A 12,217-nucleotide genomic window follows, 5' to 3' on the forward strand; every position below is an offset into this window, starting at 1 on the left:
GGAGTGCAAACGTTACCAGCAAATATAGCAATCACTGTGGGGGGCGGAATTTTTCATGCGGCGTGTAACGATCAAAGACATTGCCCGGATGGCGGGCGTTTCCGTGACCACTGTTTCCAGAGCCATCAACAACGCGCCGGAGATCAGTCCGGAGACCCGGGAGCGCATCCTGGAGCTCTGCCAGAAAGAGGGATACCGCACCAATCTGCTGGCCCGCAGCCTGATTTCCAGCCGCTCCAATGTGATCGGCGTCGTTTTGCCCGACATCTCCAGCCCGTTCCACGCAGCCCTGGCCCTGCATATTGAGACCTGCACGGCCCAGCTTGGCTACCAGGTCATGCTGTGCAGCGGCCGCCCCGGGAAAAAGGGCATCGACGAGCTGTTCGACTTCCTCATCAGCCAGCGGGTGGACGGCATCCTGCTGGCCAGCTCCAGCAACGGCGCACCGGCGCTGCTGGAGAAGTACCAGTCCGCCGTCCCCATCGTGCTGCTGGGCGCCTTTGTCCCGCCGGACGCCTCGACACGCATCAACTGTGTCAGCACCGACAACTATGTGGGCGGCCAGATGGCCGCCCGGTATCTCCACGGCCTGGGCCATCGGAAGGTAGTCTATCTGGGCGCCCGCCGGCACAGCGACACCCACCTTCTCCGGCACAGGGGATTTGAAGACGCGGCTTCCGAGCTTGGAATGGAAGTGTCCACGGTATGGAATCAGGAAAACCGCTCCACCACGGAAAGCGGCTACCAATTGGCCATGGAGATCTTCCGGAAGCCCTTTTCCCAGACGGCGGTGTTCGCCGCCTCGGACCTCATTGCTCTGGGCGCTATGCAGGCGGCGGATGAATTGGGGATCTCCATTCCTGGCCGCCTGTCTCTCATGGGCTTCGACAACATCGACTACACCGCCCTGCCCAAGATCCGGCTGACCACCATCTCCCAGCGGACCGAGGCTCTGGCCGGCTCCGGCGTGCGGCTTTTGATGGAACTGATCCAGCAGGGCGATGGGATGGAATTCACCCAGCGCCTGCTGACGCCGGTGCTGATCCAGCGGAACACCTGCCGGTAAAAAGTGCGCGCTGAAATTTTGTTAAAAAACGTTGCATTTGTCATATCTTTTTCCTACTAAAATGGTATGATAATATAAAATCTGTACCGGGAAACCCCCGCAATTGATAAGGAGGGCGAAAACATGGCATTCAAGGCGATCTATGGAAATCCCCTGCAGGACCCGAAGTCAGACTATCAATCCGCCGTAAAGATCGGGAATATCCGGTTCGGGAAGGACGCGCTGTATATTCCGGCCTTTCCGGTGGGCGCGCAGTATCTCCCTCTGGAAACGCTGGACCGGGCCTGGGTCCAGAAGAGCTCCATCTCCCCCAAGGGCTGCTGCGGCGGACAGCTGCAGGTCTTTGTGGTGCGGGTCCAGTACGGCGGCGAGTTCTATCAGAGCCTGACCTTTGACCGGGAGCAGGACGCCAACCGGGCCCTCGGCCTGCTGAAAGAGCGCCGCCCGGAGCTGCCCGGCGCGCCGGAGGGCGTGGGCCCCGGCAGCAGCATCGTTTGAGGCACATTTTTCGAAAAAGCGTTGAAAAATCAATGGCCGCAGAAAGGTTTCCCTTTGGCAAATGCCGGGGGAAACCTTTCTGCGGTATTTTCAGGATCCCCGCCGGCAAAACGCCCGCAACTCCGTCCATCTCTCCGCATAGACTGACAGTAATACTACTCTCCCATTAAAATAAGATATTTTAATGGGAACCGCCGCGCTTTGCGCGTCGGTGCGTCTCATAAGAATCCAACGCGCCGTTGGCGCTATAAAAACAAGACCATTGTCTTGTTTTTAATGGATTCTAGTATAAGCTGCCGTATGGCGGAAATTGGGAGGGATTTGCATGAAGGTCGCCGTTTTAAGCATGTTCAACGGGCTGAGCAGTACGTATTCGCTGGTCAACGTCGTGGCCGAACACCTGAAAATGCTGCTGGACGCCGGGATACCCACGAAAGTTCTGGTCAGTGAGGACTGCCCCGACAGTGACCGGAGCGGCATCTTCGCCGATGAGCGGCTGGAGTGGGTGAAGATCACAAACCGGCTGGACGGCAGGCCGATCCAGTGGCACGACTACTCCCAGCCGTCCGGGGAGGTGCATGAGAGCTTTTATGCGGAAGCGGAGGTCATCGCCCAAAGCCTCCAGGCGGCTCTTTCCGACGTGGATGTGTGCATCATGCACGACATCCATTACCAGGGCTGGCGCCTCGTCCACAATGTGGCTGTCCGCAAGGCGCAGGAGGGCCTGCCCCATGTCAGGTTCATCGCCTTTACCCACTCCGCGCCGGTGAACCGGCCGCCCGCGCCCCAGTATCCCTTCTCCTGCCGGTACACCGCCATGCCCCACACCATTTACGTCTATCCCACCCAGTCCGGCATCCCCGCGCTGGCACGGCAGTACGACGTGCCGGAGGGAAAGTGCCGGGTCGTCTCCAACAGTCTGAACCTGCTCTCCGCCATGAGCGCGGATATTGCCGCCGTTCACAGCCGGATGGACCTGTTGACCCCCGATTTCCTGATCGTCTACCCCGGGCGCTTTACAACGGGAAAACGGTTTGAAAAGGTGGCGGCCCTGGCCGGCGCTATCAAAAAGCGGACGGAGCGGACCGTGAAGGTGGTCTTCTGTGACTTCCCCTGTATGGACACGGATGCTGTCAAGTATAAGCTCATCATCCGGGCCACCGGGGAGGTGTGCGGGCTGGATGGCGAAGACATGCTCTTTACCAGCGACCTTGGCTACCAGTCCGGCTTCCCCCGCGGCGCGGTGCTGGAGCTTTTCACGCTGTCGAACCTGTTCATCTGCCCGTCCTACTCCGAGTCCTTCGGCCTGACGGTGCTGGAGGCGGCCAGCCGGGGGAATTTCCTGGTGCTGAACGAGGCCGTTCCCGCGCTGGAGGAGCTGGGGAAAAAGTTCGGCGCGTATTTTATGCGCTGGGACGCCCGGAACTTCGGCTTTGATACCAAGGAGACCTACCAGCCGTCCGAGATGGGGTATCTGGAAAACCACGCGGTGAAGATCGCCGACCGGATGCGGGATAACCCGGTGCTGCGGGCCAAGGCCCTGACCCGTCAGTTCTTCAGCCCCGGCTGGGTGTGGTACAATCAGCTCCAGCCGCTGCTGGAAGCATAAGAGAAGCCGCCCATCCGGGCAGCTTTTCTGTTCTCCGTGGACGTTCGTCCGCAGTTGTCAGCTCCGGGGGTCACACGGTGGGCTCGTCATCCTTGTGCTTCGTCGTGGTCGTGGTGGTGCTGGTGGTGCTGGTTGTCGTGGTGCTGATGGTCAGCACATCCTCCAGCTTGAACTGGAGCAGCATCTGGGTCTTGATGACCTCTTTCAGGGTCTGGTCCACCGAGCGGTTGATGTCCAGCAGGTCCTCAATGGTGGGAGTGGTTCTCTCCCACTCCTGATCCTCAAGGGTGCCAAGCACAAACTGGATTTTTTCCGCCTCGGCGTTGATGATATGGGCAAGGCCCAGCTCCTCAAAGGCAATGGAGGCCAGCAGCAGGTTCACGGAATCCTCCGTGGAAATATCGACAGACGCATCCACGTCCGGAATATTGGGAAAAGACATATAAGACTCCTTTCTCCAATGGGTCTATTTCATTATAGTTCGGTTCCCTCCATGTGTGCATACACCCCCGGGGAAACCCCGAAATATACTGGTGAGAGAACGTATCTCTCATACTCCCTCAAAGAAAGGAGCGTTCTGATGTCATTTCCGAACATTCCGGACATTGAGCCGGTCATTGATATGGATTCCTGCGACGCGGTCAACCTCTTGCTCTCCTCTATCGCCATGGAGGAAATGAGTTTGGCAAAGCTCATGGACGCCGAACACGATAAAATACGGCATGTGCTGGACCGCTGTCAGCACGGCGGCTGCACGCTGCGCGACGTCACGGAAGTGAATAAAAGCGCAGAGGACATGATCAAAACGATCATCAAGCTCCAGATGCTGCTCCAGTTCAAGCTGGAAAACGTCCGGGAGCTGATGCCCTGCACCACGACGACCACCACCACATCCACCACCTGCACATCCACCACCTGCACCCGCTCCACCACAACAAGGCCCTGTCGCCGCGGCTGCTGTCTGATGGGCACCGCACGGGGCTGCATGGAAAACAGCCGTGTCCCCTTTTCCGGCCGGCCCTTTTCCCTCCACGCGTTCATCCCCAGCGGGGACAGCACGGACCGCGCCATCCGGTATACTGCCGGTGACGAGCACGATGGCCTGTGCCTGTACGCGTCCGGGCACGAAGCGGCGGTCCGGTGTCCCGAGGGCCGGTCAAACGTGCTTTCGGTACAGGGCACGGGCCGTCTGACGCGGTTCCGCCGCGGGGAGCGCGACCTTTCGGAAGCCGCCGCCTATCAGCTGGCGGTCCGTGAGGAAGCCTGCGGCCGTCTGGTGTTCAGAATTCAGTTTTCCACCGGCTCCCAGCCCGGTTTTTCCTATGACAGCGGCCCCGTCAGAGCGGACGGCCCCGACCTCCGTATGAGCGTCTTTTAAGGGCAGGCGGCTTTTCAAAAAGTTCTCTTGCGAAATGGAATTTGTTGCTGTAAAATAGCCTATCCAATCCATACGCAAAGGAGTTTTTTACCATGAAAGTCACCGTCATCGGCAGCCATCTGTGCCCGGATACCCTGTACGCCCTGAACCGCCTCAGCGAAGCAAAGGCGGAGATCGACTTCAAAAACCTCTCCGCAAGCCTCTCCGACCTGGAGGCCTATCTGGCCCTGCGGCAGGACAGCCCCGCCTACGCCGACATCCGGGCAAACGGCGGCATCGGCATCCCCTGCTTCATCCTGGAGGACGGCACCGTCACCCGGGACCTGGACGCCGTGCTGAAATAAAGCATCCCATGAAAAACGGACGGTATGCGCCGCATACCGTCCGTTTTTTGTCATGCATTTACCGCTGAACGCTCACAGATTCAGGAATTTCTGCAGGTCCTTATTGCCGCCCAGAATAAAGATGGTCTCATCGGCGGTGAAGCAGTGGTTGGGGCCGGGCAGCGGCTCCAGGACGCCGTCCCGCTTTGTCGCCAGGATATTGACATGGTATTTTTGGCGGACGGCCAGCTCCACCACCGTCTTCCCCACGAAGCTCTCCGGCACCGCCGTCTCATAGATGGAGTGGTCCGGCGTCAGCTGCACGTAATCGAAGATATGGTCGCCGCTGTACCGCACGGCCGCCCAGTCGGCCATCTGCTTTTCGGGGTAGATGATCTCATCGGCGCCGTTGCGCAGCAAAAACTTGGCGTGGACATCCCGGGTGGCGCGGGAGAGGACAAAGGGCGCCCCGTACTCTTTCAGCAGGGCGGTGGTCTCCAGAGAACTCTGGAAGTTGTCCCCGATGGCCACCACGCACAGATCGAAGTTCCGCACGCCCAGAGAGGCGATAAACTGTTCATTGGTGCTGTCGCCGATCTGGGCGTTGGTCACGAATTCCAGCGCGTCGTTGACCCGCTGCTCGTTGTTGTCGATGGCCAGCACCTCGTGGTGCAGCTCCCGCAGCTTCATGGCCATATGGCGTCCAAACCGGCCCAGGCCGATCAGCAAAACAGATTTCATAGTTTGTCCTTTCTGTCATCCCACCGTGAGCCGCTCCTGGGGGAACTGGGAGACCTTGCCCGTCCCCTTGGTGGTCACAGCGTAGATCACCGTCAGGCCGCCTACGCGGCCGAAGTACATGAGGAAAATCAAAATCAGCCGGGACACCGCGGACAGCCCCCCGGTATAGCCCAGGGACAGTCCCACCGTCGCCACGGCAGAAGCGGATTCAAACAGCGCCCCCATCAGGGGGATGCCGTCGATGCAGCAGATGAGGATGCCGCCCGTCATGGCCAGCAGCAGGTAGATCACCAGCAGCGCGGTGGCACTGTGGACCGCCTCCTCCTGAAGGCGGCGGCCGAAGCAGTGGGCCGTGTCACGGCGGCGGAACACCGCCGCTGTGGTCAGCAGCAGCACCGCCAGCGTCGTGGTCTTGAAACCGCCGGCGGTGGAGCCGGGGGAGCCGCCCACCAGCATGAGGAAGACCGTCACAAGCTGGCCGGGCTGGGTCATCTCGCTCAAATCCACGGTGTTGAAACCGGCGGTGCGGGGCGTGACCGTCTGGAACAGCGCCGCCCAGAACCGCTCCCCAGCGCCCAGCTCCCGCCACTGGGTCTGCCGGAACTCGTAGAAGTAAAAATACAGGAAGCCGCCCACCAGCAAAACGGCGGTGGTGGATAAAACCACCTTCGTCTGGAGGCGCATGGTCCGCACGTGCCACTTGTGCTCCCGGAAATCCTGCCAGGTCATAAAGCCGATGCCGCCCAGCACGATAAGCAAAATCAGAGCGATATTCACCAGCGCGTCGGCGGTATAGGCCGTCATGGACGAACAGGGACCGCTGCTCGTTCCCATCAGGTCAAAGCCCGCGTTGCAGAACGCGGAAATGGAGTGGAATACCGCGTACCACAGGCCCTTCCAGCCCATGCCGGGGCAGAACCGCAGGGCCAGCAGCACCGCTCCCGCCGCCTCCATGATAACGGCGGTCTTCAAAATGAACCGGGTCTGCCGCACGATGCCGCCCACCTGGGGCGCGGAGATGGACTCCTGCATGACCCAGCGCTGCTTCAGGCTGATCCGCCTCCCGGAAAAGATAAAGATCGCCACAGCCATAGTCACCACGCCCATGCCGCCGATTTGAATAAGAACCAGAATGACCGCCTGTCCGAAGGGGGACCAGTACAGCGCGGTATCCTGAACCACCAGGCCCGTCACGCAGGTGGCGGAGGTAGCGGTGAACAGGGCGTCCAGAAACGGCGCGCCGCTGGGATTGTTGGTGGCAAAGGGCAGCATCAGCAGCACCGTTCCCACGGTGATCAGCAGCAGGAAGCCCAGAATGATGATCTGAGCCGGTGTGATCCTGTCATTTTTCCAAAAGGGCACGGCCATTTCTCCCATCTGCAAAGGATTTGCTTCCTATTGTACCACAGTTCACGGAAATTTACAGCACCAGGGCTTCCTTCAGCGTCCGCAGGGAGCTGATGTGGCCCTCCAGCATGGGCAGGGTCAGGTCCTCCATCTCCAGGGACACATCGTCGTCGTAGCCGCACATCCGGGCCACGGAGAAGAACTCCTTCCACCACTGGGCGCCATGGCCCGCGCCCACCGCCACGTAGTTCCAGGACCGCTGCGCGAACTGGTCGATGGTCTTGGTGTCCAGCATCCCGTTGGGGCCGCACATCCGGCGCTCCGGCCGGGAATCCTTGCCGTGAATGTGGTAGATGGCCCCCGCCTCGCCCAGCACCCGGGCGGCCTCGATGGGGTCGCCGCCCATCCAGAACAGGTGGGAGGGGTCCAGGTTCATGCCCACCATGGGGCCCACGGCCTCCCGCAGCCGCAGCAGCGTCTCCGGGTTGTACACCAGCTGCATCCCGTGATTCTCCAGAGCGATGCGCTCAATGCCGCAGTCCTCTGCCATGCGCACCAGCTCCCGCCACTTGGGTATGGCAACTTCGTTCCACTGGTAATCCAGGATGTCCTGGGTCTCCGGCGGCCAGGAAGTCGTCACCCACACCGGGGTCCTGTCGCCGGGGCAGCCCGCGGGCAGGCCGCTCATCATCACGATCTTCTTCACGCCCAGTTTCTCCGCCAGGCGGAAGGTCTTTTCCGTCACAGCCCAGTCCTTCTCATAGGCCAGGGGGTTGCCGGAGCAGTTCAGGGCGCACAGCTCGATATTCCGGCGGCGCATCTCGTCAAACCACTGCTGCCGGGCCGTCCCGGAGGACACCATCTCCTCCAGATCGATATGGGGCGCGCCGGACCAGTTGCCGGTGCCGATCTCCACGGCGCCGACCCCCTGCTCCACGCAGAAATCCAGCATATCGGTATAGGACATATCCAATGTACAGGTCTTGATCGCAAGTCTCATCCTATCGCCTCCATTCGTCTCATTTTAAGGCATGGCCTGTCCCGCTGTCAACGTTTTCCGCGCTCCGCCACTCCCGCGCTCCTTGAAATCCCGCTGAAAAAATAACAATTTTTAAAATTTTTCCTTACATTTCCGGCGGAAACCATGCTATACTGTATATGCAGCGCGCAGTCCCGGCCGACGTAAGTCCAGTTGCCGGGGCTGTGCTTTTTTATGTGTGTTGTGTAAGGAGGCACGTATCATGTTTCAGCCCGGAGAGCTGTTGGTATACGGTACGACCGGCGTATGCCGGGTGGAGGGCGTCGCCACGCCGAACCTCACCCGCGCCGAATGGGGCCGGCAGTACTATCTGCTGAAGCCCCTGTATCAGGACGGCGTCATCTACGCGCCGGTAGACAGTCAGAAGGTCCCTATCCGCCCCGTCATCTCCCGGCAGGAGGCGGAAGACCTCATCGACCTGATCCCCTCCATTCAGGCGGAAGCCTGCCACGCCCCTACCCTGCAGGCCCTGGCCCAGCACTACCAGTCCGCCGTCTGCAGCCACGACTGCAGGGAGCTGCTGGAGCTGATGATGTCCATTTACGCCAAGCAGCGGCAGGCGGAAGCCCAGAAGCGGCGGCTGGGCATGGTGGATGAGCGGTATATGAAACAGGCGGAGCGGCTGCTGTACGGCGAGCTCTCCGCCGCGCTGGGCATCCCCTTTGAGGAAGTCCAGCCCTACATCGCCCGCCGGGTGGAGGAAGCCCCGCCCGCTCAGACGTAAAAACACCGGGAAGCGAAACTTCCCGGTGTTTTCCGTTATTTTCTGACGGCGGTGGCCATGATCTCGATTTTGCAGCCATCCGCCAGGTCCACGCCGCCGAAGCACAGGCGGGCCGGCTTATGGGCAGGGTCGAAATGTTTCACGTACTCGGCGTTCATGGCGTCCCGCTCCGAAAAGTCCGCCAAGATCACCTCAATGCGGACCACATGGTCCATATCGGAGCCATACCGCTTCAGGATCATGGCCAGATTCTTCAAAGTCTGCCGGGTCTCCGCGGCAATGTCACCGGAGACCAGTTCCCCGGTCTCAAAGTCCTCGGACACCAGGCCGGAGAGAAACAGGAACTTGCCGTCCACGGCCACCAGGTCGGAATAAGGCCCTTCGCCGGGTTCCTGCAGGTTCAGAAATTCACAGTCCATCATGTGTCACCTCATCACAGGTAATTCAGGGGGTTCTTGGCCACGCCGTTGTAACGAATCTCAAAGTGGCAGTGGTTGCCGGTGGAGTTGCCGGTGGAGCCTACCCGGGCGATCTGCTGGCCCTTGTAGACCTTCTGTCCCACGGAGACCGTCAGGCTGCTGTTGTGGCCGTAATAGGTCTCGTAGCCGTTGCCGTGGTTGATGCGTACCAGATAGCCGTAGCCGCTCATCCAGCCGGCATAGGTGACGGTGCCGCCGTCCGCCGCGTAGACCGGCGTGCCCCTGGGCGCCGCGATGTCGATGCCCTTGTGGTTGGTGGAGCCGATACCGCCGGGGGACTTCCGTCCGCCGAAGTAGGAGGTGACGCGGCCGGACACGGGCCAGCGGAAGCTGCCGGTAGGCAGCCAGGTAGGCCGTGCCTTGGTGCCCTGGAGCCGCTGCTCCGTCACGGGCTCGCGCAGCGTCACGGAGGACAGCACCGTGCGCTCCGTCTCCTCGCCGTTGACGTAGGTAACGGTGGCCACCACATCGGCGGCCCCGTACTGGCCGGGAGAGGTGATTTTGTAATCGCCCTTGTACAGGTTGGCGGAGTCCGTATATTCGATGTCGTACATGACATCCTCCACATACCGCTCCCGCTGGACCACCGTCATAGTCAGGTAGGGAACGGAGGCGGACAGGGTCAGCACTTCGCCGATCTGCAGCTTGTTGATGTTGTAGCCGGGGTTCAGGGCCAGCAGCTCCTGGGTGGTAAGGCCGTGTTCCTCGGCGATCTCAGACCAGGTGTCGCCCTTTTTCACCTCATAGGTGACCTCGGCGGTCTTGGTGCTGTACAGGATCTCCGCCAGGTAGCCCAGGTTCATGATCTCGTCGGTGGAGACATATTCCTGCCTGACCTCCACGTCCTCCGCGAAGTCGCAGGAGATGGTATCCTCGTTGGTGACGGCCTCCTTCATCTGCTCCATCAGCTCTTCCAAAGCGCCCTCGTAGGGCGTGGCGCCGATGCGCTCGCCGTCCACATACAGGCAGTAGGCAGATGTCACCAGGCCGATCTCCTCGGACAGGTCCTCCTCAAAGGTCTCCCCGTCCACCACATCCTGCCGCTTCAGCAGGCCGGAGGAATACTGGATCAGGGAGTCGTCGATGGTAAAGGTCTCTCCCAGCGTACGGGTGGTGATGGTCTCCAGCCGGGAACGGGCCGCCTCCGCCGTGGACTCGGACTCCACGGCGCCGATGACCTCGCCGTCGTAGCGCACGGTGGTGCCGATGGTGTATTCGGAGCAGAACGCGATGATGACCGCCAGGGTGCAGGCCACGCCCAGGAACACCGCCGGGTGGAGCTTATGGCGCTCCATTTTGGCCCACAGGCGCTCAATGGAGTGGAGCCGCTGCTTCCGCCGGCCCCAGGTCTTCTCCCGCAGGAGGCTGCCCAGCATGGGCAGCATATTCCAGGCGAACAGGACCAGCTGGATAGGTGCCCGCTCCGACTCCGGGAAGTTGTGCTTCTTCTCCTCCCGGACGATGTGCCACCACCGCCGCTGGATATGCCGGATCTTCCGCCGCGTCCGGACCCGCAGGATGGACAGGGTGCTCTTCAGCGACCGCTCCTCCCGCTCCGCCGGAGCCGGCTCCTCCCAGTCGGGAATGGCCGCGCCCCGCCGCGGCGCGTTCAATTCCCGTTTCCCCCTGAAGGAAACCGGGTTTCTCTTTTTCAAATTCTGACTCATAGATCTCCTGTATGGACACTTTCAAAAAGTTACAATTTGTTACTATTTCCTATCATACCGCTTTTTCCGGGAGCCGTCAAGCCTTTTCCCTTGTCAAAAAGTTGACACTTTCCGGAATTTTTGGGGTATTTGCCCGGTACGCGGAAAATTCCCGGATAGTCTTGCATATTTGACGGAAGATTTGGTGGACAGAGTATGAATTTTTGTGCTGATATTTTTATTTTTTTAATTGACCCTTTGTCCCAGTTGTGTATAATAAATTCAGTATGATTGCGTAATAAAAACGTAAATTTGTATGGAGGAAATAAAGATGTTTGAGTTTCTGATCAAAAAGCTGAAAGCTCATCCCCGCAAGATCGTGTTCACCGAGGGCACCGATCCCCGCATTCTGGAGGCTTCCGCCCGCCTGCTGTCCGGTACCTTCCTGACCCCCGTCCTGGTGGGCAACGAAGAGGCCATTCAGAAGGCCGCCGAGGAGATCGGCTTCAATATCCGCGGCGCCATCATCATTGACCCCGAGACCTTTGAGGACATGAACAAGATGGTGGACACCATGGTAGAGCTGCGCAAGGGCAAGATGACCCCCGATCAGTGCCGTGCCGCTCTGAAGCAGGCCAACTACTTCGGCACCATGCTGGTGAAGATGGGCTATGCCGACGCCCTGCTGGGCGGCGCCACCTACTCCACCGCCGACACCGTCCGTCCCGCCCTGCAGATCATCAAGACCAAGCCCGGCAGCAAGATCGTGTCCTCCTGCTTCATCCTGGTCCGTGATTCCGCCACCGGCGACCGCGAGGTCCTGGCCATGGGCGACTGCGCCATCAACATCAAGCCCACCGAGGACGAGCTGGTGGAGATCGCCACCGAGACCGCCGCTACCGCCAAGGTCTTCGGCATCGACCCCAAGGTCGCTTTCCTGAGCTACTCCACCCTGGGCTCCGGCAAGGGCGAGGACGTGGACAAGATGCGCAACGCCTGCGCCAAGGCCAAGGCCGCCGCGCCTGACTTGGCTATCGACGGCGAGCTGCAGTTCGATGCCGCCGTGTCCCCCACCGTCGCCCGCACCAAGTGCCCCGACTCCAAGGTGGCCGGCCACGCCAACACCTTCATCTTCCCCGACATCAACGCCGGCAACATCGGCTACAAGATCTGCCAGCGCATGGGCGGCTTCGACGCCTACGGCCCCATCCTGCAGGGCCTGAACGCCCCCATCAACGACCTCAGCCGCGGCTGCAACGCCCAGGAGGTCTACTCCATGGCCATCATCACCGCCGGCCTTTGCAACGACTGATCCCTTCTTACATAGCTGCGAGGACGCCCGAGAGGGCGTCCTCTTTTTCGAGACC

13 protein-coding genes are annotated in these 12,217 nt (G+C 60.5%); 7 read left to right on the forward strand and 6 right to left on the reverse strand.

Annotated elements, in window-relative coordinates:
* Nucleotides 1-55: 55 nt before the first annotated feature.
* The 3 genes from JQM68_RS05555 to JQM68_RS05565 all read left to right on the forward strand — a co-directional run bounded on the left by JQM68_RS05555 (nt 56) and on the right by JQM68_RS05565 (nt 3,173).
* On the forward strand, nt 56-1,066 hold the full coding sequence (locus JQM68_RS05555; protein ID WP_235222002.1) for a LacI family DNA-binding transcriptional regulator: 1,011 nt from the start codon (nt 56-58) through the stop codon (nt 1,064-1,066).
* A gap of 123 nt (nt 1,067-1,189) precedes the next feature.
* Complete coding sequence (locus JQM68_RS05560) at nt 1,190-1,564, forward strand: hypothetical protein (protein WP_235222003.1); 375 nt, start codon at nt 1,190-1,192, stop codon at nt 1,562-1,564.
* Nucleotides 1,565-1,889: 325 nt separating this feature from the next.
* On the forward strand, nt 1,890-3,173 hold the full coding sequence (locus JQM68_RS05565; RefSeq protein WP_235222004.1) for a glycosyltransferase: 1,284 nt from the start codon (nt 1,890-1,892) through the stop codon (nt 3,171-3,173).
* A gap of 70 nt (nt 3,174-3,243) precedes the next feature.
* Here the strand turns inward: JQM68_RS05565 and JQM68_RS05570 are convergent, their stop codons facing one another.
* Nucleotides 3,244-3,615 carry a hypothetical protein gene (locus JQM68_RS05570; protein ID WP_235222005.1) on the reverse strand — a complete coding sequence of 124 codons (372 nt, stop codon included), beginning with the start codon at nt 3,613-3,615 and terminating at the stop codon, nt 3,244-3,246.
* A gap of 138 nt (nt 3,616-3,753) precedes the next feature.
* Between JQM68_RS05570 and JQM68_RS05575 the strand changes: the two genes are divergently transcribed.
* Both JQM68_RS05575 and JQM68_RS05580 read left to right on the forward strand, forming a co-directional pair.
* On the forward strand, nt 3,754-4,551 hold the full coding sequence (locus JQM68_RS05575) for a hypothetical protein (RefSeq protein WP_235222006.1): 798 nt from the start codon (nt 3,754-3,756) through the stop codon (nt 4,549-4,551).
* Between the two features lie 92 nt (nt 4,552-4,643).
* On the forward strand, nt 4,644-4,895 hold the full coding sequence (locus JQM68_RS05580; RefSeq protein ID WP_235222007.1) for a glutaredoxin: 252 nt from the start codon (nt 4,644-4,646) through the stop codon (nt 4,893-4,895).
* Between the two features lie 72 nt (nt 4,896-4,967).
* Here the strand turns inward: JQM68_RS05580 and JQM68_RS05585 are convergent, their stop codons facing one another.
* Genes JQM68_RS05585 through JQM68_RS05595 form a run of 3 tightly spaced genes read right to left on the reverse strand, consistent with a single transcriptional unit; the run spans nt 4,968 to nt 7,962 of the window.
* Entirely contained in the window at nt 4,968-5,615 is a 648-nt protein-coding gene (locus JQM68_RS05585) for a potassium channel family protein (RefSeq protein WP_235222008.1), read from the reverse strand.
* A 15-nt stretch (nt 5,616-5,630) separates the two neighbouring features.
* Nucleotides 5,631-6,992, reverse strand: coding sequence for a TrkH family potassium uptake protein (locus tag JQM68_RS05590; RefSeq protein WP_235222054.1), 1,362 nt, complete (start codon nt 6,990-6,992; stop codon nt 5,631-5,633).
* Between the two features lie 43 nt (nt 6,993-7,035).
* On the reverse strand, nt 7,036-7,962 hold the full coding sequence (locus JQM68_RS05595) for a sugar phosphate isomerase/epimerase family protein (protein ID WP_235222009.1): 927 nt from the start codon (nt 7,960-7,962) through the stop codon (nt 7,036-7,038).
* A gap of 241 nt (nt 7,963-8,203) precedes the next feature.
* On the opposite strand from JQM68_RS05595, the gene JQM68_RS05600 reads away from it, so the two are divergent.
* Nucleotides 8,204-8,725: a CarD family transcriptional regulator gene (locus tag JQM68_RS05600; RefSeq protein WP_235222010.1), complete on the forward strand. Its 522-nt coding sequence runs from the start codon at nt 8,204-8,206 to the stop codon at nt 8,723-8,725.
* 35 nt (nt 8,726-8,760) lie between these two features.
* Here the strand turns inward: JQM68_RS05600 and JQM68_RS05605 are convergent, their stop codons facing one another.
* The gene (locus JQM68_RS05605; RefSeq protein WP_235222011.1) at nt 8,761-9,147 is read right to left on the reverse strand and encodes a RidA family protein; all 387 of its coding nucleotides are present in this window, start codon (nt 9,145-9,147) and stop codon (nt 8,761-8,763) included.
* A gap of 11 nt (nt 9,148-9,158) precedes the next feature.
* Nucleotides 9,159-10,817, reverse strand: coding sequence for a peptidoglycan DD-metalloendopeptidase family protein (locus JQM68_RS05610; RefSeq protein ID WP_235222012.1), 1,659 nt, complete (start codon nt 10,815-10,817; stop codon nt 9,159-9,161).
* 364 nt (nt 10,818-11,181) lie between these two features.
* Here JQM68_RS05610 and pta point away from each other — a divergent pair, with 364 nt between their 5' ends.
* Entirely contained in the window at nt 11,182-12,162 is a 981-nt protein-coding gene (pta, locus tag JQM68_RS05615; RefSeq protein ID WP_235222013.1) for a phosphate acetyltransferase, read from the forward strand.
* Nucleotides 12,163-12,217: the final 55 nt, after the last annotated feature.

The organism is Oscillibacter valericigenes, from assembly GCF_021531435.1.
In the GTDB taxonomy this organism is placed as follows: Bacteria; Bacillota; Clostridia; order Oscillospirales; family Oscillospiraceae; genus Oscillibacter; species Oscillibacter valericigenes_B.